Source organism: Lancefieldella parvula DNF00906, from assembly GCF_000758945.1.
Lineage (GTDB): Bacteria > Actinomycetota > Coriobacteriia > Coriobacteriales > Atopobiaceae > Lancefieldella > Lancefieldella parvula_C.
The window spans coordinates 86,295-110,166 of the sequence record NZ_JRND01000007.1; the positions used below are offsets into that span (position 1 = coordinate 86,295).

Annotated in this window: 23 protein-coding genes, 2 tRNA genes and 1 other RNA gene; 20 read left to right on the plus strand and 6 right to left on the minus strand. The window is 47.3% G+C overall.

Annotation, left to right across the window (positions count from 1 at the left end):
• Positions 1-68 precede the first annotated feature (68 nt).
• Both serS and HMPREF1647_RS01470 read left to right on the plus strand, forming a co-directional pair.
• Positions 69-1,352 (plus strand): serine--tRNA ligase, encoded by a 1,284-nt coding sequence (gene serS, locus HMPREF1647_RS01465; protein ID WP_035431433.1) that lies wholly within the window; start codon positions 69-71, stop codon positions 1,350-1,352.
• A 135-nt stretch (positions 1,353-1,487) separates the two neighbouring features.
• Complete coding sequence (locus HMPREF1647_RS01470) at positions 1,488-1,814, plus strand: hypothetical protein (RefSeq protein ID WP_156095533.1); 327 nt, start codon at positions 1,488-1,490, stop codon at positions 1,812-1,814.
• A 36-nt stretch (positions 1,815-1,850) separates the two neighbouring features.
• On the opposite strand, the gene HMPREF1647_RS01475 is transcribed toward HMPREF1647_RS01470, so the two are convergent.
• The 4 genes from HMPREF1647_RS01475 to HMPREF1647_RS01490 all read right to left on the minus strand — a co-directional run bounded on the left by HMPREF1647_RS01475 (position 1,851) and on the right by HMPREF1647_RS01490 (position 3,754).
• Positions 1,851-1,927: transfer RNA gene (locus tag HMPREF1647_RS01475), tRNA-Arg, on the minus strand.
• A 113-nt stretch (positions 1,928-2,040) separates the two neighbouring features.
• Positions 2,041-2,131, minus strand: a tRNA-Ser gene (locus tag HMPREF1647_RS01480).
• Between the two features lie 55 nt (positions 2,132-2,186).
• Positions 2,187-3,122 carry a tRNA glutamyl-Q(34) synthetase GluQRS gene (gene gluQRS, locus HMPREF1647_RS01485; protein ID WP_035431437.1) on the minus strand — a complete coding sequence of 312 codons (936 nt, stop codon included), beginning with the start codon at positions 3,120-3,122 and terminating at the stop codon, positions 2,187-2,189.
• A gap of 2 nt (positions 3,123-3,124) precedes the next feature.
• Positions 3,125-3,754, minus strand: a complete 630-nt coding sequence (locus HMPREF1647_RS01490) for a GNAT family N-acetyltransferase (RefSeq protein ID WP_035431439.1) — start codon at positions 3,752-3,754, stop codon at positions 3,125-3,127.
• Between the two features lie 140 nt (positions 3,755-3,894).
• On the opposite strand from HMPREF1647_RS01490, the gene purH reads away from it, so the two are divergent.
• The 9 genes from purH to HMPREF1647_RS01535 all read left to right on the plus strand — a co-directional run bounded on the left by purH (position 3,895) and on the right by HMPREF1647_RS01535 (position 15,814).
• On the plus strand, positions 3,895-5,484 hold the full coding sequence (gene purH / locus HMPREF1647_RS01495; protein ID WP_035431441.1) for a bifunctional phosphoribosylaminoimidazolecarboxamide formyltransferase/IMP cyclohydrolase: 1,590 nt from the start codon (positions 3,895-3,897) through the stop codon (positions 5,482-5,484).
• Between the two features lie 52 nt (positions 5,485-5,536).
• A complete protein-coding gene (locus HMPREF1647_RS01500) occupies positions 5,537-6,199 on the plus strand; it encodes an aminotransferase class IV (protein ID WP_035431443.1) in 663 nt (220 codons plus the stop codon).
• 395 nt (positions 6,200-6,594) lie between these two features.
• Positions 6,595-10,149: a pyruvate:ferredoxin (flavodoxin) oxidoreductase gene (gene nifJ, locus HMPREF1647_RS01505; RefSeq protein WP_035431445.1), complete on the plus strand. Its 3,555-nt coding sequence runs from the start codon at positions 6,595-6,597 to the stop codon at positions 10,147-10,149.
• A gap of 149 nt (positions 10,150-10,298) precedes the next feature.
• The gene (locus HMPREF1647_RS01510) at positions 10,299-11,711 is read left to right on the plus strand and encodes a MurT ligase domain-containing protein (protein WP_081933299.1); all 1,413 of its coding nucleotides are present in this window, start codon (positions 10,299-10,301) and stop codon (positions 11,709-11,711) included.
• On the plus strand, positions 11,704-12,450 hold the full coding sequence (locus HMPREF1647_RS01515) for a glutamine amidotransferase (RefSeq protein WP_035431449.1): 747 nt from the start codon (positions 11,704-11,706) through the stop codon (positions 12,448-12,450). The genes HMPREF1647_RS01510 and HMPREF1647_RS01515 overlap by 8 nt, the downstream gene beginning before the upstream one ends.
• Positions 12,451-12,534: 84 nt before the next feature.
• Entirely contained in the window at positions 12,535-13,158 is a 624-nt protein-coding gene (locus HMPREF1647_RS01520) for a QueT transporter family protein (protein WP_052039086.1), read from the plus strand.
• A 6-nt stretch (positions 13,159-13,164) separates the two neighbouring features.
• Positions 13,165-14,502 (plus strand): GAF domain-containing sensor histidine kinase, encoded by a 1,338-nt coding sequence (locus HMPREF1647_RS01525; protein WP_035431451.1) that lies wholly within the window; start codon positions 13,165-13,167, stop codon positions 14,500-14,502.
• 49 nt (positions 14,503-14,551) lie between these two features.
• Positions 14,552-15,265, plus strand: a complete 714-nt coding sequence (locus HMPREF1647_RS01530; RefSeq protein WP_035431453.1) for a LytR/AlgR family response regulator transcription factor — start codon at positions 14,552-14,554, stop codon at positions 15,263-15,265.
• Between the two features lie 51 nt (positions 15,266-15,316).
• On the plus strand, positions 15,317-15,814 hold the full coding sequence (locus tag HMPREF1647_RS01535; RefSeq protein WP_035431455.1) for a metallophosphoesterase family protein: 498 nt from the start codon (positions 15,317-15,319) through the stop codon (positions 15,812-15,814).
• Here the strand turns inward: HMPREF1647_RS01535 and HMPREF1647_RS01540 are convergent.
• Positions 15,774-16,490, minus strand: coding sequence for a phosphatase PAP2 family protein (locus HMPREF1647_RS01540; RefSeq protein WP_035431457.1), 717 nt, complete (start codon positions 16,488-16,490; stop codon positions 15,774-15,776). The two genes, HMPREF1647_RS01535 and HMPREF1647_RS01540, sit on opposite strands and share 41 nt — an antisense overlap.
• A gap of 93 nt (positions 16,491-16,583) precedes the next feature.
• Complete coding sequence (gene trxA / locus HMPREF1647_RS01545; protein ID WP_035431459.1) at positions 16,584-16,901, minus strand: thioredoxin; 318 nt, start codon at positions 16,899-16,901, stop codon at positions 16,584-16,586.
• Between the two features lie 188 nt (positions 16,902-17,089).
• Between trxA and HMPREF1647_RS01550 the strand changes: the two genes are divergently transcribed.
• The 9 genes from HMPREF1647_RS01550 to HMPREF1647_RS01585 all read left to right on the plus strand — a co-directional run bounded on the left by HMPREF1647_RS01550 (position 17,090) and on the right by HMPREF1647_RS01585 (position 23,868).
• A complete protein-coding gene (locus tag HMPREF1647_RS01550; RefSeq protein ID WP_262363776.1) occupies positions 17,090-17,581 on the plus strand; it encodes a hypothetical protein in 492 nt (163 codons plus the stop codon).
• 97 nt (positions 17,582-17,678) lie between these two features.
• Complete coding sequence (gene pgi / locus HMPREF1647_RS01555; RefSeq protein ID WP_035431463.1) at positions 17,679-19,385, plus strand: glucose-6-phosphate isomerase; 1,707 nt, start codon at positions 17,679-17,681, stop codon at positions 19,383-19,385.
• A 461-nt stretch (positions 19,386-19,846) separates the two neighbouring features.
• Entirely contained in the window at positions 19,847-20,278 is a 432-nt protein-coding gene (locus HMPREF1647_RS01560) for a PTS sugar transporter subunit IIA (protein WP_035431464.1), read from the plus strand.
• Between the two features lie 54 nt (positions 20,279-20,332).
• Positions 20,333-20,827, plus strand: coding sequence for a PTS sugar transporter subunit IIB (locus tag HMPREF1647_RS01565; RefSeq protein ID WP_035427201.1), 495 nt, complete (start codon positions 20,333-20,335; stop codon positions 20,825-20,827).
• Between the two features lie 19 nt (positions 20,828-20,846).
• Positions 20,847-21,713, plus strand: a complete 867-nt coding sequence (locus tag HMPREF1647_RS01570; RefSeq protein ID WP_035427203.1) for a PTS mannose/fructose/sorbose/N-acetylgalactosamine transporter subunit IIC — start codon at positions 20,847-20,849, stop codon at positions 21,711-21,713.
• Between the two features lie 2 nt (positions 21,714-21,715).
• Positions 21,716-22,534, plus strand: coding sequence for a PTS system mannose/fructose/sorbose family transporter subunit IID (locus tag HMPREF1647_RS01575; protein WP_035427204.1), 819 nt, complete (start codon positions 21,716-21,718; stop codon positions 22,532-22,534).
• Between the two features lie 92 nt (positions 22,535-22,626).
• On the plus strand, positions 22,627-22,965 hold the full coding sequence (locus HMPREF1647_RS01580; RefSeq protein ID WP_035431466.1) for a hypothetical protein: 339 nt from the start codon (positions 22,627-22,629) through the stop codon (positions 22,963-22,965).
• Between the two features lie 58 nt (positions 22,966-23,023).
• An RNA gene (ffs, locus tag HMPREF1647_RS06910) (signal recognition particle sRNA small type) lies at positions 23,024-23,119 on the plus strand.
• Positions 23,120-23,178: 59 nt separating this feature from the next.
• The gene (locus HMPREF1647_RS01585) at positions 23,179-23,868 is read left to right on the plus strand and encodes a VTT domain-containing protein (RefSeq protein WP_035431468.1); all 690 of its coding nucleotides are present in this window, start codon (positions 23,179-23,181) and stop codon (positions 23,866-23,868) included.
• Positions 23,869-23,872: the final 4 nt, after the last annotated feature.

A 23,872-nucleotide genomic window follows, 5' to 3' on the forward strand; every position in this document is an offset into this window, starting at 1 on the left:
AAGTATATACTTGGTAAGCTATAAGAAAAAATGCACTGCTAAAAAGTGTTGATTCAAGGAGAAGCTGCATGCTTGATATCAAATTTGTGCGCGAGAATCCTGACCTCGTGGATAAAGCTTGCGAGTCCAGGCAAAACGCCCATTGGGATCGCGAGAAATTCTTTGAGCTTGACGAGGAGCGCAGAAGCGTAATTGCCGAGGTTGAGTCTCTTCAGGCAGAGCGTAACGCTGTTTCTAAGCAGATTGGCCTTCTTATGCGTGAGGGCAAGAAGGAAGAAGCTGAGGCAGCTAAAGAGCAGGTAGCAGCTAACAAAGATCGCATCGCAGAGCTTGATCAGCGCCGCGGAGAGGTTGAGGAAGAGCTCACCGCCCTTGTTGCAGCTATTCCAAACATTCCTGACGCATCCGTTCCTTATGGCAAGGATGACTCCGATAACCCTGAGGTTCGCAAGTGGGGAGAGCCAACTCAGTTTGATTTTGAGCCAAAGGCGCACTGGGATCTTGGACCCGAGCTGGGCATGATTGATTTTGACCGTGGCGTAAAGCTTGCAGGAACTCGCTTCTATCTTCTTGGCGGCATGGGCGCTCGCATGGAGCGTGCGCTTATCAACTTCATGATTGATACACATAACCAGGCAGGCTTCAAAGAGTGGTGGCTACCAGTTATCACAAATCAGGATTCTCTGTTTGGCACTGGTCAGCTTCCTAAGTTTGAAGAGGACCTCTATCACGTACAGCCTGACCTCTACCTCATTCCAACTGCTGAGGTCCAGCTCACAAACATCCATCGTGACGAGATTCTGGACGCATCTCAGCTTCCTTTGCTCTATACCGCATTCACTCCATGCTTCCGCGAGGAGGCAGGTTCAGCCGGTCGAGACACCCGTGGCATCATCCGTGTTCACCAGTTTGACAAGGTAGAGATGGTCAAGTTTGCAAAGCCAGAAGACTCCATGAATCAGCTTGAGTCCATGGTTCAGGAAGCCGAGAAGATCCTTCAGCTTCTGGGCCTTCCTTATCACGTAGTTACTCTCTGCACTGGTGACATTGGCTTCTCTGCATGCAAGTGCTATGACATTGAAGTTTGGCTCCCAAGCTATAACGCATACAAGGAGATTTCTTCTTGCTCTAACTGCTGGGATTTCCAGGCTCGTCGTGCAAATATCCGCTATAAGGATCCAGCAGAGTTCAAGGGCACCCGTCTAGTTCACACGCTTAACGGCTCCGGTCTGGCAGTTGGCCGTACCATGGCTGCAATTGTGGAGAATTATCAGAACGCAGATGGCTCCGTTACCGTGCCCGAGGCGCTCCGTCCTTACATGGGTGGCATCGAGGTTATTCGACCAGAATAGTTTCTCTTTTTAATCAAAATTGATTCAATCTCTGAAATGGTCTTCTAGTGAATTGTGAAGACCATTTCTTTTACTGATTTATAGAACATATGTTCTATAAATTTGCTATACTGAGATCAGTAAAGGAAGAAAGAGGTGGCTATGAAAGGTCTGGTAGAGGTACAGAAAGAAATTGTATTAAGGCAGTTTGTTCAGGGTAGTGCGGCAAAAATTGGATTCGGCCACAAGGAGTTTTATTCAGAGATCCATATTGCATCAGAGCAACTTGCAACTTTAAGAAAGTGGATTTCAAGCCAAGGTAGAGTGGGTTTAAAAGATCTAAGCCCACAAGAGTATCTGGAGGTCATCATGGCAGAAACATGTATGGCTGAGGTAATGGATGAGCTTGATGAAGCCGGTATTTCTTATCAGTATTTGTATGCAAACTCTTCCGGTGAAGTAGCTTTAAGACCAGGTAGATAATAAAAAAGAGCTCCCGAAGGAGCTCCTAAGTTCAAGTGGTGCGGCGTATAGGATTCGAACCTATGACGCCCTGATTCGTAGTCAGGTCCTCTATCCAGCTGAGGTAACGCCGCGTGCAAGTAGATAGAATGCCATTTTCCAGTTGAAAATGCAAGACTAATCTTAGAAAAAGTTCTTCTTGGTAAGAAAAAAAGCTCGTTGCAGAGATGCAACGAGCAGAAAATTCTGGCGGAGAGCTGGGGATTCGAACCCCAGATGGGCTTGGGGCCCATACTCGCTTAGCAGGCGAGCACCTTCGGCCTCTCGGTCAGCTCTCCAAAATGGGCGCTTGAGAATGATACCCCGAACTGGCGTCACTCACAATAAGACATTTTACAAAACATGTGAAAAATGCTCAACAACCACGTTTTTTCGGTGAGCGCGAAGTGCATCCCATGAAAAGCGATTGGCAACTTGTGCTGCAGAAAGAGGTTCTTCTTTTTCTGCAAGACCTATGCAATACGCTAGAAAGCCAAGAATCTCTTCTGGTGTTTTTCCTTGGTCTCTCAGAACGCCAAGATCTAGATCGTGATTGCGTTTAGAAAGTCTCCTGCCATCTGGCGCAACAAGTAGCGGGAGGTGAGCATAGATGGGATGAGAAAAACCAAGCACGTCTTGCAAATAAAGCTGTCTGGGAGTAGATGAAAGAAGGTCTGATCCTCTAACTACCTCAGTTACGCCCATGTCAGCATCGTCAACTACTACAGCAAGCTGATATGCAAAGACTTCGTCTGCACGCTGGACGATAAAGTCTCCACATAATTTAGAAAGATTTTGAGATGTTTGACCATAGACTTTGTCTTCAAACGCGTAGGTCTTATTAGGAACTCGTATGCGAGTTGCTGGAATTTTATGTTTGGAAAGCTCTTCACGCTCGGATTTGCTCAGGTCGCTGCAGGTTCCCGCATAGACATATGCACCATCGCTGACATGAGGGGCTTGTGCAGCGTGTAAGTCTGCTCGGGAACAAAAGCAAGGATACAAAAATCCCTGTTGTTTCAATTTCAATAGAGCGTCCTGATAGAGCTCCGTACGCTTGCTTTGGAAAAACGGCCCTCTGTCCCAAGTTAGTCCCAGCCACTGTAAATCATCCAGGAGAAGAGAGGTGTATTGAGGATTATGAGCACGAATATCTAAGTCTTCAATGCGAAGAATGAAGCTGCCATTTTGGGAGCGAACGCTGGCCCAAGCCATAAGAGCTGAGAAAACGTTGCCTAGGTGCATCCTTCCAGAAGGAGTTGGCGCAAATCTTCCAATGCAAGAACTCATTCTTAGAGATCTCCCGCATAGATATAGGCAAATCCATAGTCTTGTCCGTTCGCTTTAACCGGAGCTTCATCTTTACAGACAAGACCCTTGTGTTGATAGAAACTAATGTCGCAGTCATCATCTGTTGCAAGGAAGCAATGCTTAGCTCCTTGTTCTTTCAAAAAATTGAGCATATAGGAAAAGAGCATACCGCCGACACCTTTTCCTTGAGCAGCAGGGCTTACGCAGAATAGTGTAATTTCCCACTTGGGAATTTTGACTCCTTCATTCCAGTATTTGCGGATCAGATTTGATTCGACGGTACCAGCGGCTTCATAACCTTCAAAGTCTTTCGGGCTTAAGAGCTTTTTAGCTGTAATGGTTGAGGCATTTTCAAGCTCAATCCATTTCTGCTTATCTTCTGGATCTTCTCCGTTGGAGCAGAAAATAAAGCCGAGAACTGTATTTCCGTGTTTTGCAACAAAACGATGAGTTGAAACACCAATGTAGTAAGAAATATCAATGGTAGCCAGAGACCTACTGGTTTCTTTAGATTCATCGCCATCCAAGTACCAGACGCGTTCAACGATTGAGATAAGTTCTGGTAAGTCAGTATCTTCGAAGGGGACTATGATTGGAGTATCGGCAGACATATGAAATAGTTCCTTTCAGGTGTTTTACAGCGGAAGATTATAGAATAGTTTCAAGTTTGTTTACATCTAGTACGTAGTGTTTCGCAGCTGATAGGCTGTAAGTGTTTCTGATAGCAAGTGTCAAACACAAAGGAGCGGCAATGGCTGAGGCCCCTATCAAACGTGCGCTAATTTCGGTAACAGACAAAACAGGTATTGTTGAATTTGCACAAACGCTTACTAAAGAGTTTGGCGTTGAGGTAATTTCAACAGGCGGAACCGCAAAAATCCTCGAAGAGGCTGGTGTGCCTGTAGTTCCTATTGAGTCTTATACCGGATTTCCAGAGATGATGGACGGCCGCGTTAAGACGCTGCATCCTCGTGTTCATGGTGGTCTTTTATGCCGTAGAGATAATCCCGGTCATGTCGCAGACGCAGAGAATAATGGTATTGGCATGATTGACCTGGTCTGCGTTAATCTCTATGAGTTTGAGAAGACTGTAGCTGATCCATCAGTAACTCTTGAAAATGCAATTGAGCATATCGATATCGGTGGACCTTCAATGCTCCGCTCTGCTGCAAAGAATAATGATTTTGTTACGGTTGTTGTTGATCCGGCAGATTATGGTCGTGTTCTTGATGAGATGCGTGTCCATGACGGTGCAACTACAAGGGCTTCTCGCCAGCAGCTGGCTTTGAAGGTATTTAAGACAACGGCTGCATACGATGGCGCTATTGCCACATACCTTTCTGGTGTTGTTGAAGCAGAGCAAAGTAAATTCCCAGAGACTTTGCTGGTAAAGGCAATAAAAGAACAAGATCTTCGTTACGGAGAGAATCCTCAGCAGTCCGCAGCGTTTTATAAGATGCCTGGAGCTCCTGCACACTCTCTGGCAAACGCTCAGCAACTTCAGGGTAAGCCCTTGTCTTACAACAATTTGCTTGATACTGATGCAGCTTGGGCTGCTGTTCGTGAGTTTGATGACCCATCAGTCATTATTTTGAAGCACCAGAATCCTTGTGGATCTGCTACGGCGGAAAATGTTGTTGAGGCATACGATCGAGCATTTGCTTGCGATCCAGTCTCTGCGTTTGGTGGAATTATTGCAGTTAATAGAGAGGTTCCTCTGGAGTTTGTTGAGCACTTTGCAGACATCAATAAGCAGTTTGTTGAGGTTCTTATTGCACCAAGCTTTACAGAAGAGGCTCTTGAGCGCCTGTCAAAGAGAACAAATCTTCGCGTATTGGCTACGGGCGGAATCGATAGAAGCCGCGAGCTTGAGATGAGAACTGTTGACGGAGGTCTTTTAGTACAAGACCTTGACCACGCAGACGAAACCGCAGAGAGCTTTGAGGTTGTTACTAAGCGCCAGCCAACTCCAGAAGAGCTGAAAGATTTGGTATTTGCTTGGAAAGTTTGTAAGACCGTTAAGTCAAATGCAATTTTGGTTGCAAAAGATCAAGCTGGAATTGGTATGGGACCAGGTCAGCCTAATCGTGTTGACGCCGCTCTTCTCGCGTGTGAGCGTGCAGAGGCAGCTTGTGAGCGCATGGGAATTGATTCAAAGAATCTTGTGGCAGCATCTGATGCCTTCTTCCCATTCCGAGATAACGTTGATACCTTGGCAGCTCATGGCGTAACAGCCATTATTCAGCCAGGCGGATCAGTCAGAGATGATGAGTCTATTGCCGCTTGTGATGAATGCGGCATTGCAATGGTGTTTACAGGCAAGCGCCACTTTAGGCACTAATCTGCTAATTCGGGATTAGCAGTTCATTTTAAAAAAGTTGGGGGAGGACACTGTGGACCAGGAAGAGCTTGAAGCAGCTCAGAAGTTTGAGCTTGATAATCCAGAACTTGTTTGTCGTTGGAGACTGGCTGGAGGTGTCCTCCCTCTTGATAACAGGCACTTACGTGCGCTGAGCAAGCGAGTTGTTGCGCAAAAAGAGGTTTCTCCGCACTTGATTGCTTGGGCTAAGCAGCATATTGAGGGAACGCTTAAAGAAGGGTCACAAGAGTTTCCAGATGGCGTTCTTATGATTTTGCTTGAGAGCAATGGACAGGCTGCCATGACTGTTGGACCTTACCAGTCTTTGGAAGAGCGTTCTGTTCTGTCTCTTGCGGGACGCGCAAGGATTTCACAGCGAGAAGAGCAGCAAACTCATTGTTCACCAGAGGTGCTTTGGCTGGTAAAAGACGGAAAACTTATTGCGGGTGTCTCGGAAGAAAGCGTTCAATCGGGAGTCACAAGTTTAGTGTTAGACCTGGCACAGACTCTTCATGAGCCAACAGAGTTTAATCCAGACGTTATTGCCCAGGTATTTGATGGAACCGCCGAATTTGATGAAGCTTTCCTTACTTCAGATGAACATGGAATCGTATGTGCTTCTGATGCTCAAGGTGAGATAGGAGAGCGTTTCTTATTTGGTTACAAGAAACTTTGCGAGATCAAAGCGGCCAAGTAATCAGATAAGTGCGATATTTAAGGCTCATCCAGCAAAGGGTGCGCAACGCACGATGAAGCTGTCGCACGTTGAGCGCCTACGTAAAAATCTGTCTGTTTTTCAGACAGATGGCTTCTTGTGTACTTGAATATTTTGTCGATTTACAAAAAACTTGCACTTTAGTGTTATGTTTATTTTGTAATTCCGCAGGTAGAAATTCCTACCTGAAAATAGGTATTTGTCAGCTTGTATTTCTGATTTGTTTCATTGTTTTTTTGCGCAATAATAAAAGCATTATGCGACCGCTGCCGGCCGAACTATGAAACATGTTTCCGTAGTCACCCAGGGTCTACAGCTTTATTTTGGATCGCACAGACGCATACTGTGAGAAATCACAGATTAGGCAAGGAGAGGAAATGGCAAGAAAGTTTAAGTCCATGGATGGTAACAACGCCGCGGCTTACGTGTCGTATGCGTTTACCGAGGTAGCGGGCATTTACCCAATTACCCCATCAAGTCCAATGGCAGACTATGTTGACCAGTGGTCCGCCCAGGGTGTAAAGAACATCTTTGGTACAACCGTCAAGGTTGTCGAGATGCAGTCCGAGGCTGGCGCAGCTGGTGCTGTTCACGGTTCTCTTGGTTCAGGTGCTCTGACCACTACTTACACCGCTTCTCAGGGCCTCTTGCTCATGCTTCCAAACATGTACAAGATTGCCGGCGAGCAGCTCCCTGGTGTTTTCCACGTCAGCGCACGTACCGTTGCAACCCATGCACTGAACATCTTTGGCGATCACTCTGACGTTATGTCCGCTCGCCAGACTGGCTTTGCACTTCTCGCAGAAGGCAACGTCCAGGAGGTTATGGATCTGGCTCCTGTTGCTCATCTTGCAGCAATCAAGGGCAAGGTTCCATTTGTTAACTTCTTCGACGGCTTCCGTACTTCTCACGAGATTCAGAAGGTTGCTGTTTGGGATTATGCTGACCTGGCTGAGATGTGTGACATGGACGCTGTCCAGGCATTCCGCGATCACGCACTGAATCCAGAGCACCCATCAAGCCGTGGTTCTCACGAGAACGGCGATATCTTCTTCCAGCACCGCGAGGCATGCAACGAGGTTTATAACCAGCTGCCAGCAGTTGTTGAAGACTACATGAACCAGATCAACGCTAAGCTTGGTACTGACTACGGTCTGTTCAACTACTACGGTGCAGAAGACGCTGACCGCGTTGTTATCTGCATGGGTTCCTTCTGCGATACCCTCGAAGAGGTTATCGATTACCTGAACGCTCATGGCGAGAAGGTCGGTCTGGTTAAGGTTCGCCTTTATCGTCCATTCTCTGTAAAGCACTTTGTTGACGTTCTTCCTGAGTCCGTCAAGAAGATTGCTGTTCTCGACCGCACCAAGGAGCCAGGTTCCGTTGGTGAGCCTCTCTACGAAGACGTTGTTTCTTCCCTCTATGAGGCTGGTCGTACAGGCATTAAGGTTGTTGGTGGTCGTTACGGCCTTGGTTCTAAGGACACCCCACCATCATCTGCATTTGCAATCTTTGAGGAGCTCAAGAAGGATGCTCCTCAGCGTGAGTTCACCGTTGGTATTGTCGACGATGTTACTAACCTGTCTCTCCCAGAGGATCCTGAGGCTCCTAACACTGCAGCTGAGGGCACCATTGAGTGCAAGTTCTGGGGTATTGGCGGCGACGGTACCGTTGGTGCTAACAAGAACTCCATCAAGATTATTGGTGACCACACCGATAAATATGTTCAGGCATACTTCCAGTATGACTCCAAGAAGACCGGCGGTATCACCATCAGCCACCTGCGCTTCGGTGATCACAAGATCCGTTCTCCTTACTATGTCACCAAGGCAGACTTTGTTGCATGCCACGTTCCTGCATACATCATCAAGGGCTACAAGATGGTCCGCGACGTCAAGCCTGGCGGTACCTTCCTGGTCAACTGCCAGTGGGATGCAGAGGAGTTTGCACACCACCTGCCAGCAGAGGCAAAGCGCTACATTGCTAAGAACAACATCAACGTTTATCTGATCAATGCAATTGACCTTGCCAAGGAAATTGGTATGGGCAAGCGCACCAACACCATTCTTCAGTCTGCATTCTTTGCTCTTGCAAAGGTTCTCCCAGAGGCAGACGCACTTCAGTACATGAAGGACGCTGCAACTCATTCTTACCTGAAGAAGGGCCAGAACATCGTTGATATGAACCACAAGGCAATCGACGCTGGTGCTACTGCATTTACTAAGATTGAGATTCCTGCTGATTGGGCTACTGCAGAGGATGCTCCAAGCACAATCACCCTTGAGGGCCGCGAGGCTCTGCTCAAGCAGGTTCGCGACATCATGACTCCAGTCTCTCGTATGGAAGGTGACGCACTGCCTGTTTCCGCATTTAAGAACCACGTTGATGGACAGTTCGAGCTTGGTGCTGCTGCTTATGAGAAGCGTGGCATTGCTGTTGTTGTTCCTGAGTGGAACGTCGAGAAGTGCATCCAGTGTAACCAGTGCGCTTATGTCTGCCCACACGCAGTCATCCGTCCATTCGTCCTTACCGACGAAGAGGTTGCTGCTGCACCAGCACAGTCTCAGTTCAAGGATGCCGTTGGTCCTAAGGCTAAGGGCTACAAGTTTGAGATTGCTATTTCTCAGCTCGACTGCACCGGTTGCTCCAACTGCGTCTACATCTGCCCTGCAGATGCTCTGACCATGAAGCCAATCGAGGAGCAGGAGTCCAAGCAGGAGATCTTTGACTACGCAGTCAACCACGTCTCCGAGAAGACCGAGCTTGTCGCTAACAACGTCAAGGCATCTCAGTTCAAGAAGCCTCTTCTTGAGTTCTCCGGTTCCTGCGCAGGCTGCGCTGAGACCAGCTACGGCCGCCTGGTCACTCAGCTCTTTGGCGATCGTATGTTCATCTCCAACGCAACTGGTTGCTCCTCAATTTGGGGTAACCCAGCTTCCTGCTCACCATTTACTACCGATGCAAACGGCCACGGCCCAGCATGGAACAACTCCCTCTTTGAGGACAATGCAGAGCACGGTATGGGTCTGATGCTTGGTCACCAGGCACAGCAGAAGCGTCTCCTGGAGCTTGCTCAGCAGCTTGTCGATGAGGACGGCGCATCTCAGGACCTCAAGGATGCTGCTAAGGCGTGGATTGAGTCCGTCAACGACGCAGCTCTCTCCAAGGAAGCTTCGAAGACCTTCGTAGTTGAGCTTGAGAAGTCTGATCTTCCAGCAGCTAAGGAAATCCTTGCTAACAAGAGCTTCCTCACCAAGAAGTCCTTCTGGATCTTCGGTGGCGACGGTTGGGCATACGACATCGGCTTCGGTGGCCTTGACCACGTTCTTGCTTCCGGCGAGGACATCAACGTCTTTGTCTTCGACACTGAGGTTTACTCCAACACCGGTGGTCAGTCCTCTAAGGCTTCCCGTCTTGGCCAGGTTGCACAGTTCGCAGCAGCTGGTAAGGACATCAAGCAGAAGAACCTTGCTGAGATTGCAATGACCTATGGTTACGTCTATGTTGCTCAGGTTTCCATGGGCGCAAACCTCCAGCAGACTCTCAAGGCAATTGCTGAGGCAGAGGCTTATCCAGGACCATCCCTCATCATCGGTTACTCCCCATGCGAGATGCACTCCATCAAGGGCGGCATGGCTCACGCACAGGAGGAGATGAAGAAGGCAGTCGAGACCGGCTACTGGAACCTCTATCGCTTCAACCCAGCTGCACCAGCAGGTAAGAAGTTCACGCTTGACTCCAAGGCACCTAAGGGTGGCTACCAGGAGTTCCTGATGAACGAGGCTCGTTACAGCCGACTCACCCGCGAGTTCCCAGAGCACGCAGAGAAGCTCTTCAAGGAGAACGAGGAAGCCGCAATGGCTCGCTACGATCACCTTGTCCGCCTCTCCGAGCTTTACGCTGCAGAGAAGAAGGAGCAGCCTGAGGAGTAAGGTAAGCTTACTTTCACGTAGCTTCAGCCGAGCCAGGACATCCTGGCTCGGCTTTTTTATGCGACATTTTTGGCGAGAAGCCCTGTGTTCTTCAAGCCCTTCTCGCGAGGTGATAAACTAGAGAGACTTTGCTCACGATGGGAGTTACTGTGGCACAAAAAAAGAGCAGACTATTTCCTGTAGCTTTTCTCGCTGCTAAAGCAACACTTGCAGCACTTAAATTGACTAACCATGAAGGCGGAACGCTGCCAGGCTTTATCGCTGAAGGCATTGATCCTGCATTTTTGGGAGACATTGCTAAGCCAGAGCAGATTGTCTTTATTACCGGCACAAACGGTAAGACAACCACCAACAACCTGCTCAACGATCTTCTCGCCGATAATGGCTACCAGACCGTTACCAACCGCGTTGGCGGCAATATTTCCAGCGGCTTTGCAAGCTCGTTTGCAAAGAACGCCACGTGGAAGGGTACGTCAAAGACTAAGCTTGCAGTTATGGAGTTTGACGAGCTCTCTGGACCTCGCATTTTCCCGTATCTGCAGCCTGATATTTTGTCTGTTACCAATTTGTTCCGCGATACGTTCTCTCGTAGCGCAACGCCAGACTACGTGTTTGACGTTATGGATAAGGGCATTCCTGCTTCAACTCATCTGATTTTGAACGCAGATGACATGATTAGCTGCAGGCTTGCTCCTCAGTGTACACATCGTACGTATTACTCCATTGCAAGGCTGGCAGAAGACACCGCAGAGCCAGTGGGTATTGTTTCAGATCTTACCGCCTGCCCCAAATGCGGTGGCAAGCTCAAGTGGGATTATGCTCACCTTAGGCATCTTGGACACGCAACTTGCGAGGAGTGCGGCTATACCAACCCAACTCCTGATTATGAGGTCATTTCAGTAGAGCCAGAGACTGGCAAGTTTGTGGTCAAGGAGCACTGCCACGAGGGTGCACCAACATACGAGTACAAGCTCAATAGCTACTCTATCGTCAACCTCTATAACTTGTTTGTGGCCATTGTAACCGCGCGTGAGATGGGTCTTGCACCTGCAACTATCGCTGCATCTTTGCAACGCGTTAACATTGCTTCCTCCAGGTATAACGAGATTGACTACAACGGTCGTCGTCTTATTAGCATGGCTTCTAAGGGCGAGAATGATACGGCAACCTCAGTCACCATCGATATCCTTCGCAAACAGCCAGGCGATAAGGCAATTATCATCATGATTGCTGATGCGTACATGGCAAAAGCAAAAGACCAGACAGAGTATATTGGCTGGTACTACCAGACAGACTTCGAGTTCTTGCAAGATCCAAGCGTCAAGCAGGTCATTATTTATGGAGACACATCGCTTGACCTGCAGCTTAGACTCAGACTTGCGGGCATTGATCCAGCTAAAACCTTTGTGGCAAGCTCTCCTGAAGAAACCGCTGACCTGGTTGACCTTAACGCTTGCCAGCACATTTTCTATGCACACGGCCTCTATAACGGTGGCATTGCTGATATCAGCAGAAACCGTATCATTGAGCGCTTGAAACAGATGGAGGCCTCCCATGAGTAATCCAGCAACTAAGATTGAGATTCTTTACCCAGAGTACGGTAACCAGGGTGGAGACAACGGAAATGCTCTCTACCTGGAGGCCTGCCTTCCAAAAGAGAACTTTGTGTACACCTCTCACGCCACAACGCCTTACTTTGTTGAAAACACGCCATCAGCAATCATCATGGGTGGCATGACAGAAGCCCAGCAAGAGCTTATTATTTCTCGCCTTATGCCTTACAAGGACAGGCTTTCAGAGCTGGCTGATCAGGGCGTTCCTATGCTGTTTGCGGGCAACGCTTCAGAGCTTTTTGGCGAGAAAATCGTTAATCCTGACGGCTCTGAAATTGAGGCTCTGGGCCTCTTCAAGTTTACGACTACTCGCTATATGCCCCAGCGCTTCCACGATGTCCAGGTGGGAGAGTTTGATCCCGGCAATGGCAAAGAGCCTTTTGTTGTCGTTGGCTTTAAGATGCAGTTCACACTCACCGAGGGAGATAACTCTAACTGCTACTTCCTTAAAAATAAGGTAGGTTTTGGCATCAATAAAGAAAGCAAGCTGGAAGGTTTCCGTCGCAAGAACGCTATTGCCACCTGGCTTATTGGGCCACTGCTTCCGCTCAATCCTTATCTCACACGGTGGATTTTGGATATGGCAGGCGAGGAAGACACTCCTCTTGCTTTTGAAGAAGAGGCAGTCGCAGCGTATCAAAAGCATGCTCGTGAGATGGTCTATCCAGGAATGCACCTGCATTACTAATTGTATGTCTGCACTGCTCATTTGCTCATATATACATTTCGTCGTATCATGAACTAAGTTTTTAGAGTTAACAAGGGGATTGTTTTGCCACAGGTTTCTTCAGCTTATGCAACAAAACAGCGCGCTCAGCGCCTTGCACGTATTGGTATTATTGCTGCCCTTTATGCAGCACTTACGCTTGCAGCTCTTCTTTTCTTGGGCGGTCTTGCTTGGGGTCCTGTGCAGTTCCGCATTTCTGAGGCGGTTGTGGTTATTGCACTCTTTACCGCTGACGCAATCCCAGGACTGACGCTTGGCTGCATTATTGCCAACCTTGCAAATATGGTCATTTCTGGCACAGGAGCTTTGGGATTGTTAGACGTAGTCTTTGGTTCTCTGGCAACTGCTCTTGGTGCATGGTTTACCTGGAAGAACAGGAAGAACGTACCACTTGCGCTTCTGGGGCCAGTGCTTGCAAATGCCGTTATTGTGTCTGCATATCTTCCCATTTTGCTTCAAGGATTGGGATTCTACACAATTCCATTTACCACCATTGAACTTGATGGATCGTATCCTCTTATGTTCTTGTTTGGTTTTATCACCACAGGGCTCGGAGAGGCTGTTGTTCTCTATGTACTCGGAGCTCCTTTGGTTCGTGCGCTTAAGCATTCGCCTTTGCCGCAGCAGCTTGCTTCTGAGGATTCTGCTGCAGAATCAGTCGGGAACTAGACAGTCATGCAAAGACTTGCTCAGTACATACATAGATCAACCAGGATAGTCCTGATTATTCTTGCCTGTGTATTGCTGGGCTTGCTTTCTTGGAGCGTCATGGCAGACAACCTGTTTGCCGCTCTTGTTGCAGGCGGAGGACTTGCCACGGTCATTGTTCTTGGTGGCACTACCCAGCCTGGTAATGAGCACGCCAGGTCTCAAGCAACAGAGCGAACACTTGAGGTTGCCTCTAAGACGCTCAAGACCTTACGCGGAGGCTTGTCGCAAGAAACAGCGCCAACTATCTGCACACTATTGCTTCCAGAAACTTCTGCAGCCGCCATTTCCATCACAGATACAGAATATGTATTGGGCTTTGAGGGAGACATTGCAACCTCGCATATGCCTGGTTCAAAAGTGGTTGGCCCTGCAACTGAGGTTCTGGAAAGTGGCCGCATGGAGACGTTTGTCTCGGTAGATAGTCGTCAGCAGGTACTACAAAGGCGTGGCGGCTTTGGCAATGGCGGCAGCTCCTTTGGCATCATTGTTCCGTTGATTGTTCAGGATCGCACAGTTGGCACTATCAAGCTCTACTATCGTCGTGGCATTGAAATTGATCGTACGCAGTTGGCAATTGCTGAGGGACTGGGTGAGCTTCTCTCCACGCAGCTTTCCTCGTATGAGCTTGATCGCCAGGCAGAGTTAACCGCTCGAGCCGAGGTCAAAGCCTTGCAGGCGCAGATTAATCCACATTTCTTGTTCAACACGCTCAACACCATTGCATCTCTTACGCGTACAAACCCCAATAAGGCGCGAGATCTGCTTCGCGAGTTCTCTGTGTTTTATCGCCGTACGCTTGAGAGCTCTCAAGGCGCGCTCATTCCGCTTTCTCAGGAATTGACACAAACGCGCAGGTATTTGACAATTGAGAAGGCGCGTTTTGGAGAAGAACGTATTCAAGAGTCTGAGCATGTCGATGAGGGATGCGAAGATGTTCAGGTACCGTCTTTTTTGATTCAGCCCATTGTCGAGAATGCCGTGAGGCACGCTATGAAAGATGAAGGCGCCCTCCATATTGACATCCACGTCACACGCGATGATGATGATATTCTTATATCTGTTGCTGATGATGGTCTTGGAATGGATGAAGAGACTGTTTCTCGCTTACTTAATGGTCAAGGTCCTATCCCGCAGGATTCTTCGGGGAGAAATAGGGGCACGGGTATTGCCATTAAGAACGTAGCTGAGCGAGTTGAGCGCTTCTACGCCGTTGGCTCTGGCATGGAAATCATGTCTAAACCAGGGCAGGGTACGTGCGTGACACTCAAGCTTGCAGGTGCGGCACTGCAGGCAACAGCATAATAGTATCGGTTTTGCTTAACGCTACGTTAGGCCGTTGGGAGTGAATGACATGCGTGCCATGATTGTTGATGACGAGGCTCCAGCCCGTTCTGAACTCAAGTTCTTGCTTGAGGAGACCGGACGTCTCGAGGAAATCATTGAGGCCACAAGTGCAAGAGATGCTGTCGAGAAACTCATGGAGTCTCGTGTTGAGGTCTTGTTCCTCGACATCTCCATGCCTAAGACAAATGGAATGCAGCTTGCAGAGGCTCTTCACAAACTGAAGAATCCTCCCCAGATTGTGTTTGTCACTGCATATAGCGAGTACGCGCTGGATGCTTTTGGCGTTAACGCGGTAGATTACCTGATGAAGCCCGTTGAGACCGAGCGCCTTGAGCAGGCTCTTGATAAGGTTGAGGAGCGCCTTCGTCCTCAGTCTCCTATGGCAACCATTGAGCGAATTCCTGTCATTAAGAGCGGAAGCAAGGTTCTTGTTCCAATTGATCAGATTCGCTTTATTGAGGCAAAAGACGATTATTCTTGCATCTACACAGAAGACGATCGCTTCTTGTCTACTATTTCTCTGCAAAAACTTGAAGAGCGCCTTGCTCCACACGGATTCTTCCGCATTCATCGTAGCTTTATCGTGAATCTTGAGTATGTTGACGATGTTGAGGTTATCTCTGCTGGTATCCTACAGTTGACTATTCAGGGATTTGAGGAGCGTCACATTTCGGTTTCTCGCCGTCGTGTGGTTGCACTCAAGCGAGCACTGGGACTGTAGAAGCTCAAAGGGTTTCTCGCCAGCAGCAAAAAGCGCACGTAGGAGTTTGGTATGGCACTAGTAAGGTTTGACGTAATTTCAGATACGCATGGGTATTTGTCATCTGAGTTGCTTGAAGCTCTGCAAGGCGCCAACTACATTGTGCATGCAGGAGATATTACCTCTAACGCCGATTATCAGACACTGCAGAAGATTGCTCCGGTAAAGCTCTGCCTGGGTAATAATGACTTTTGCTACAACTATGGCCCCATGGTAAAGAAAAAGATTATTTTCTTTGCGGCCGGCTTAAAGTGGCAGGTATGTCATTATCGCGAAAGGCTTGACCTGGTTAAATGCAATATTGCTATTTGTGGTCATACGCATAAGCCTTTTGTGCAGCGTGACGAGTGGACCAACACGCTTGTAATGAATCCAGGAAGCCCTACCTACCCGCGCGGTCGCGAGGGCGCAACAATGGGACGCATTATTGTTGATGATGAAACAGCCCAGGTAGTCAGCGCAGAGATTATTAGTCTGTCTTCGCTTGAGGTGCTTTCTTCTTGTAAATAAGCGATGGAATCATCAGCTTGGTAAAAAGCACTAGCCATACAAGGGCAAGCGAGAAACCACCAATGACGTCGGTAGCGTAGTGCACACCCAGATAAATTCTACTGACGCCAATCATAATGATGACACCTGAGAACAGGCCACACCAAATCCAACGCTGTAGCTTGTCTTTCTCGTAATGCCAGACAAGCCAAATGAGTAGGCCATAAAAAGCCATCGAGAACATCGAGTGGCCCGACGGGAAGCTGTAGCCAGTTTCAACTACTAGCCTAAAGCCATCTGGACGAGGACGCTGGACAATAGCCTTAAAGATAAGGTCAACAATAACAACGCCACCCAGATTAATAAAGGCAAGCCTGCCGACACTTGGCCCTGGTGCAAACGCGGCAACCACAATAAGCATGACAATAACGGTGACGGGGCTTGCAAGTCCAGAGAACCCTTCCATAACCTCTGTAAGAAGTGGAGTTCTCAGGTGGACAACAAAGAGCCTGTAGGCAAAGTGATCAATGCCGATGACGTCACCTTCAGAAACGTCAATCAGCAAAAAAATAAAAATTGCTGAAGAGACAAGCAGAATGATGGTAGAAAGGCTAGAACGCAGACGCTGTAAAAAAAGGCGCTTGCGAACTCCTGTTAAAAGTCCTGTCTTTTGAGCATCAAGGCTTTTATCGGCCATTAGTTCTCCTTGTAACAAAAAGGCGGCACGCCGATAGACGTACCGCCGCTTAGTTCAATGATAAGCCAGCGCAGCCGCGTGGCACACAAGAACTTACAGGTTAGCGTTAAGCTCAGAGACGAGGTCAGCCTTAGGAAGATTGCCAACCATGGTGTGAACTGGCTCACCGTTCTTGAAGAGGATGAGGGTTGGGATAGAAACGATGCGGAAACGAGTTGCAAGATCAGCCTCGTCGTCAACATTTACCTTGTAGACGTCAAGCTTGTCTGCCATCTCATGGCCAACTTCCTCAACGACTGGACCAAGAGCGCGGCAAGGACCACACCAGGATGCCCAGAAATCAACGAGGACAGGCTTGTCTGCGTTAGCAAGAACAGAATCGAACTCTGCAGTAGTGAGCTGCTGTGCCATAGTGAACCTCCAGTTACATACGGCTATAAAGCCATTAACTTTTTATTGCTAGCAAACTTATCCCCAAATTAGGGAAGTGTATACACATAACTTTGTAGACTTGCTCAAATTGTGAATTACGTGCATAGTTGGCATATAAGAAAGAGGTGCGCATGCCAAGCGAAAGATCTATGCGAAAAGAAGCCTACATGGCAAAAACAACGCATGAGTTTGGAGATTTTGCTGCTCAGGGGGTGTGTATGGCAGGCAATGCTTTTGCATCGGTTTTATTGGTAAAAGGCCAGGAAGACTTTGAAGAGGCTGAACTTTCTGCACTTAAAGCTTCTTTAGAGCATTTAGGCTATGCACCTGAGGCATGGGCCACCTTGCTTACCACAACAAAAACAGGCGATCCTATAAATCCAGAGCTCGTTAGGCAGGCGATAAGTGCTTTTAGCCCTGACACGGTGCTCCTGGTAAATGATGCAGCAGTTGCATCAGTGCGTGAAGCATACGCAGGAGAGCTTGAACAGCTTAAAACTGATGCCGAGAAGACCTTCTCGCCCCGTGTTCTTGTTCGTGTGTGCGGAATGCGGATGGTAAATCTTGATAATTTTGCTTCAGCGCTTGATGATCCTCATCAGAAGCAGATGCGCTGGGCTGCAATTAAACAGGTTCCACCTTTGGGGGAACCCTATTAGTAATGATTTGTCGTATTTTTTTACGAAAAACAACATTGTGACGTTTCATGAGCGTTGCTCAGACTATCCTTGAGGTAGTCAAAAGAAGGAGACTGGTATGGCATCACCTACAGCACCAAGCATTTTGCCTACTGACGCAACACAGACTAAAGCTTGGCAGGCACTTACAGAGCATTACACCAGCTTAAAAGATACTAAGGCTACGCTGAAGGAATGGTTTGCAGAAGACTCACAGCGTGCCAAGAATCTTACGTTTGAGCTAGATCAGTTCCATATTGATCTTTCTAAAAACCTTGCCACGCAAGAGACACTTGATCTTCTGTGTGACCTTGCAAAAGAGGTCAAGCTTGAAGAGCGTAGAGACGCTATGTATGTCGGCATGCATATCAACACTACTGAAGACCGAGCAGTTCTTCATACAGCACTTCGTCGTCCTGCCTCTGAAGCAGGCACGCTTATTGTTGATGGTCAAGATGTTGTCGCCGACGTTCACCAGACGCTGAACAAGATGTACGCCTTCTGTGACCGAGTTCGCTCGGGAGAGTGGAAAGGCGTTTCTGGCAAGCCTATCAAGACTGTTGTAAGTATTGGTATTGGTGGCTCTGACCTTGGTCCTGTTATGGTTTACGAGGCCCTAAAGCCTTTTGCTGACGCCGGTATTACTGCTCGCTTTGTCTCCAACATTGACCCTGTTGACCTTGGCGAGAAAACCGAGGATCTTGATCCAGAAACAACGCTCTTCATTGTTGTTTCCAAGACCTTTACCACACTTGAAACACTTACCAATGCACGTTGTGCTCGTGCGTGGCTTTTAGAGAAGCTTGCTGAACAGGGCATTATTGATGGCTCTGATTCTCAGAATGCAGAAGCTATTCGTAAGCATTTTGTTGCTGTTTCAACTGCGCTTGATTTGGTAGAAGACTTTGGCATTGATCCAGAAAACACCTTTGGTTTCTGGAACTGGGTTGGCGGCCGTTATTCGGTTGATTCTGCAGTTGGTCTTGTGCTGGCTATCGTTTTTGGTCCACAGCGCTTTGCAGAATTCCTCAGTGGCTTTAATGCGGTTGATGAATATTTCAAAAACACTCCATTGAGACAAAATGTTGTTGCTCTCATGGGTCTCTTAAACGTTTGGTACGTTAATTTCTTTGGCGCAGCATCTCATGCCGTACTTCCATATAGTCAGTACCTGCATAGATTCCCTGCATATCTCCAGCAGCTCACCATGGAATCCAACGGTAAGTCTACTCGTTGGGATGGTACGGCGGTTACTTCAAAGACAGGCGAAATCTTCTGGGGAGAGGCTGGAACTAATGGTCAACATGCGTTCTACCAGCTTATCCATCAGGGAACCCAGATTATTCCTGCTGACTTTATTGCGTTTGTAAATACTGCCTTTGCCACCAAAGATGCAGACCTAGACGTCCATGAACTCTTCCTCTCCAATTTCTTTGCGCAGACTAAAGCGCTTGCTTTTGGTAAGACTGCTGATGAGGTCCGTGCTGAGGGAACACCAGAGTGGATGGTTTCTGCACGCGTCTTTGAAGGAAATAGGCCAACTACTTCTATCTTTGGTAAAGAGCTTAATCCTCGTGCTATTGGTACGCTTATTGCACTCTACGAGCACATTACCTTTGTTGAAGGTGTTGTGTGGGGCATTGATTCCTTTGATCAGTGGGGCGTAGAGCTTGGTAAACAGCTTGCAAAGCAGATTTTCCCTGCAATTCATAACGACGAAGAACTAGCAAAACAAGACGCTTCCACTCAGTCTCTTGTTGATTTCTATCGCAGAAACAGAACATAACACGTTACATAACATAAAATTATTTTTTTATTTCATGTTAAGAAGGTCATCTTGTATGGCCTTCTTTCTTACTTTTAGAAATGTATTTCGAGGAGTGCTGAGCGGACATTTCTTTATCTAATATATGCAATATTGCTACTTTTATGTTCATATATGCAAAAAATTTCTGCATATTTTTTTATGCTGTTAGAACGCCTGTTCATCTAAAAGAAACTGAATCAATTGAATTATTTAAATAAAATTTAAAAAAATAATACATCAAGAATATTAAAAATTTGCGAATGCCAATAGCGCATGTATACCTTTGTGTTATAACGGCTAGGCAAGTGACACTTGGCTTGGAATGTAAGTTTTGATGCATAGCAATTTACATAACAGGCTGGAAATTTTGTATTGGCGTAGTACGGCTGTTAATACAGGCGAAGTACAGCCACAGTGGTGATGTCTGGAATGGAGCAGTAATGAAGTACCTTTTGCTCGTAAGTCATGGAACGTTTGCACCAGGTCTGCATAGCGTAATGGACATGCTGATGGGACCCAGAGAAAACATCTTGAGCTACAGCATGGAAGATGGCGTGGGCGCAGCTGAATATAGAGAGAATTTGTCAAAAATTCTTGAGCCTCTGACTGCTGACGACGAAGTTGTCGTTCTTGGCGACATCATCGGTGGTTCTCCACTTACTAATGCGCTTGATCTTCTCGCCAAAAAAGGCCTGCTTTCTCATACCGTGGCTTTTAGTGGTGCCAATCTTCCCATGGCAATTGGTGCTTTGATGGCAATCGATGATGGCCTAAGTGGTGAAGCTCTTGTGTCATCAATCCTGAACGAAGGAAAAAATGGCGTCAATCAGATCGTCTTAGCTCTTGAAGACGATGACGAGGAAGACCTTTAGTAATTACTGCAAGTACGCGTAGCTGCTTGCGTAAGAAATATGTTAGGAGAAAACATGATTTCATTTGTTCGTGTTGATGACCGCATGATTCATGGTCAGACAGTCACTCGTTGGGCCCTTGAGGTTCCTTGTGACGGAATCATTGCAGTTAATGATGCGGCTGCATCAAATCCTGTCCTTAAGTCTGCTTACAAGTCAGCAGCACCTGACAAGAAAGTATTTGTTTGGACATTTGATCACTTCAAAGAGAGCGCTCAGAAGGTTCTAGACAGCGATTCTCGTTATTTTCTTATTACTAAAAACCCAGTTGACATGAAGAAAATTCTTGTTGACTTTGGTTTTAAGCCAGGAATTAACACGGTCATTATCGGTCCTGGTAATGATCGTCCTGGTGCGGTAAAGCTGGGCAACAACCAGTCCTTTACTCAAGAAGAGGGACAGGCATTTGAGGATATAACCAAAGCTGGTTATACCGTTCAATTTGCTCTTCTTAAAGAAAAGGCAATTGGTGAGTGGCCTAAATTCCGCGAGAAGTTTGACGTAAAGTAGTATTCGGAAGGCGATTTTTATGGCAATTAATGCGTTTCAAGCTGCCCTTTTGGGTTTGTTTGCATGCCTTGCGTCACTACCTGGCATGGCTGGTACTACCGTAGGTAACTATACCCTCGGTCGTCCACTTGTTGCAGGTCTTGTCGTTGGTGTCATTCTTGGCGACGTCCAGACTGGCATTATTGTTGGTGCAGCAATCCAGTTGGTCTACATTGCACTCGTAACACCTGGCGGAACTGTTTCCGCTGACGTTCGTGCAGTTTCCTACATTGGTATTCCTCTAGCAATTCTTGCAATCAAGGCTTATGGTCTTGATCCAAGCTCTGTTGAGGCTGCATCTCAGGCAGCTGCTATTGGCGCAGCTGTTGGTACTCTTGGTACCGTCTTGTTCTACGGCACCGCTACCATGAACCTTGTATGGCAGGGTATTGGCTGGCGTGCAATGGAGAGCAAAGAGTGGGGTCGTATTAAGAAGACCATTCCAATGGTTGACTTTGTATTCCCTTGGGTTTCTCACATTCTTTTCTCGTTCATTCCAACATTCTTCATTTGCATGGCTGGCGAGAGCATGGTTGGCATCATGAAGGAATACCTTCCTATGAACGGTATCCCAATGATGACCCTCTTCACCGTTGGTACCCTTCTTCCTACCGTTGGTGTTGCAATTTTGTGCAAGCAGGTTATTACTAAGCCTCTTGATTGGGTAACTTTTGCCTTTGGCTTTATCCTTGCTGGCGCACTTGGCCTGAACCTCATTGTCTCTGCAGTCGTAGCAGTCTTCTTTGCTGTTCTTAACTATCAGCTTCAGCAGGCAAAGAATGTTCGTTTGGCTGCTGCAACATCAGGCAATGTAAGCGCAGACGATGAAGAAGAGGAGGATATTTAATCATGGCTGAAAAGAAAACCATTTCTCAGAAAGCACGTAATAAGTCTTTCTTGAGCTGGATTTACGGCAATCTTACCTGCTTCTCTCAGGAGCACATGCAGACATTTGGTTACCTTGCATCCATGCTTCCAATCGTTGACGAGCTTTACGATACTGATGACCAAAAGGTTGAGGCACTTTCTACCTATACAACCTTCTTTAACACCGAGCCACAGATTGGTTCTATGGTTGTTGGCTTGACCGCTTCTCTTGAAGAGGCTCGTGCAAACGGTGAGGCAATCGACGACGAGACCATCAATGGCCTTCGCGCTGGTCTTATGGGCCCTCTTGCTGGTCTTGGTGACTCCATTATCGTTGGTACTTTTATTCCAATTCTTCTTGGAATTGCACTTGGCCTTTCTAAGGGCGGTTCCGTTCTTGGCCCACTGTTCTATGTTGTGGTCTGGAACCTCATTATGTACTTCGGCATGAAGTTTGCTTACGACCAGGGCTATAGCCTGGGTTCTTCTGCTGTTGAGGCACTTGTTGGTCCTGAGTCCGAGGCTCTCCGTAGCTCCATTGTTATGATTGGTACTATGGTCATTGGCTCTGTTGCTGCTACATGGATTAACGTCACAACTTCTCTGAATATTGCTGGTGTTGACATTCAGACAACGCTTAATGGCATCTTCCCTAAGGTATTGAACCTTCTGTTTGTATACCTTTGCTGGTGGTTGATGACTAAGAAGAAGCTCAGCCCAACAGTTGTTATGCTTATTCTTGTTGTTGTAGCACTTGTTGGCGTTGTTATTGGCGTCTTCAACCCAGGTCTGTCTTACTAATTTTTTGCGCAAAATCCTGTCTGGCGCAGAAAAGACAAACGTAATAAAGTGGCATCGTCATACGGCGATGCCACTTTTGATTGAGAGTTTTTATGAACAAGAAAAACTATGTAGGAGCAGCTTCTCATTCACACGAGGATAACCCTTTGGTTGTCGAGGCTCGTATGCAAACAAAAGCTCTTGGAACGCTAAGCGTTTATAGAAGAGCAGCTTATTCTGGTATCGCAATTGGAGCATGGCTTATATATCTCAGTGTGTACGGGAGTCTTTCTACAAGTTCCATGGCAACGGCTGTGCTCGTGGGCGGCATAGTTCTTCTCGTCATATCTGTTCCTATAGCTGGGATTTTGCATGTAGGTATCTCAAGAGGAAAAAAGAACGTCGAGAAGATCATCAAAGCAATTGAAAAAAATTCGTCAAAAAATGCATAGAAGCGATATTTGACTTGTGCAAAGATTACTCTAATAGGGTAGAGTATCTACAGCGCATTGAGCGGGTGCGGATGACGTGACACCTCGAACCTGGTCAGGATCGGGAGATAGCAGCCATAAGGGGTCACTTGCGGGCATCCGTTCCCACTCAATGCGCTTTTATTAGGCGTTGACTATGCTTGCCGCGACATTTGTCACGACGATTGGACTTCGATGGGTTTTGTAAACTACATCATTGAGCTGCTTAGAGATCCTCGCGCATTTATTGCTTCAATGATTGCCACTGGTCCTCTCGCTGCGTACGGCTTTGTTTTTCTGATTGTTTTTATTGAGACCGGCGTAGTCTTTTTCCCATTTTTACCAGGTGATTCTCTGCTTTTTGCAGCAGGATTTTTTGCTCACAACGGTGGTTTTAATATTGTTTTTTTGCTTGTTATTACGTGGGCTGCCGCAATTCTCGGCGATCAGATGAACTTTATGATTGGCCATTTCTTTGGTCAAAAAATCATTGCTTCTGGAAAAGTTAAAGCACTCACTCCAGAGCATCTTGAGAAGACCCAGAAGTTTTTGGACAAGCATGGCCATCTGGCAATTTTCTTAGGACGCTTCTTCCCCTTTATCCGCACGTTCGTGCCTTTTATTGCGGGTATGGGCGGTATGCACTGGCGCAACTTTGGCATCTATAACATTCTGGGCGGTCTTACCTGGTCCACGATGTTTGTGTTGCTCGGCTATTTCTTTGGCGGCATTCCTGTAGTTCAGGAGCATTTTGAGCTGCTGATTGTGGGAATTGTTGCGGTCTCGATCATCCCTACAATTGTGGGAATTGTTCGTGGGCGTATGCATAAGGGCGAGAAGAACGACGAAGAAGCCACAGATAAGGAAGAAGACAAGGTGCAGTAACAAG

Coding starts and splice junctions, on each gene's coding strand:
- HMPREF1647_RS01565 (WP_035427201.1), top strand. CDS start 20,333: ATGATTTCATTTGTTCGTGTTGATGACCGCATGATTCATGGTCAGACA.
- serS (WP_035431433.1), top strand. CDS start 69: ATGCTTGATATCAAATTTGTGCGCGAGAATCCTGACCTCGTGGATAAA.
- gluQRS (WP_035431437.1), bottom strand. CDS start 3,122: ATGAGTTCTTGCATTGGAAGATTTGCGCCAACTCCTTCTGGAAGGATG.
- HMPREF1647_RS01580 (WP_035431466.1), top strand. CDS start 22,627: ATGAACAAGAAAAACTATGTAGGAGCAGCTTCTCATTCACACGAGGAT.
- HMPREF1647_RS01515 (WP_035431449.1), top strand. CDS start 11,704: ATGAGTAATCCAGCAACTAAGATTGAGATTCTTTACCCAGAGTACGGT.
- purH (WP_035431441.1), top strand. CDS start 3,895: ATGGCTGAGGCCCCTATCAAACGTGCGCTAATTTCGGTAACAGACAAA.
- HMPREF1647_RS01570 (WP_035427203.1), top strand. CDS start 20,847: ATGGCAATTAATGCGTTTCAAGCTGCCCTTTTGGGTTTGTTTGCATGC.
- HMPREF1647_RS01575 (WP_035427204.1), top strand. CDS start 21,716: ATGGCTGAAAAGAAAACCATTTCTCAGAAAGCACGTAATAAGTCTTTC.
- HMPREF1647_RS01585 (WP_035431468.1), top strand. CDS start 23,179: ATGGGTTTTGTAAACTACATCATTGAGCTGCTTAGAGATCCTCGCGCA.
- HMPREF1647_RS01490 (WP_035431439.1), bottom strand. CDS start 3,754: ATGTCTGCCGATACTCCAATCATAGTCCCCTTCGAAGATACTGACTTA.
- HMPREF1647_RS01540 (WP_035431457.1), bottom strand. CDS start 16,490: ATGGCCGATAAAAGCCTTGATGCTCAAAAGACAGGACTTTTAACAGGA.
- trxA (WP_035431459.1), bottom strand. CDS start 16,901: ATGGCACAGCAGCTCACTACTGCAGAGTTCGATTCTGTTCTTGCTAAC.
- pgi (WP_035431463.1), top strand. CDS start 17,679: ATGGCATCACCTACAGCACCAAGCATTTTGCCTACTGACGCAACACAG.
- HMPREF1647_RS01530 (WP_035431453.1), top strand. CDS start 14,552: ATGCGTGCCATGATTGTTGATGACGAGGCTCCAGCCCGTTCTGAACTC.
- HMPREF1647_RS01525 (WP_035431451.1), top strand. CDS start 13,165: ATGCAAAGACTTGCTCAGTACATACATAGATCAACCAGGATAGTCCTG.
- nifJ (WP_035431445.1), top strand. CDS start 6,595: ATGGCAAGAAAGTTTAAGTCCATGGATGGTAACAACGCCGCGGCTTAC.
- HMPREF1647_RS01550 (WP_262363776.1), top strand. CDS start 17,090: ATGGCAAAAACAACGCATGAGTTTGGAGATTTTGCTGCTCAGGGGGTG.
- HMPREF1647_RS01535 (WP_035431455.1), top strand. CDS start 15,317: ATGGCACTAGTAAGGTTTGACGTAATTTCAGATACGCATGGGTATTTG.
- HMPREF1647_RS01560 (WP_035431464.1), top strand. CDS start 19,847: ATGAAGTACCTTTTGCTCGTAAGTCATGGAACGTTTGCACCAGGTCTG.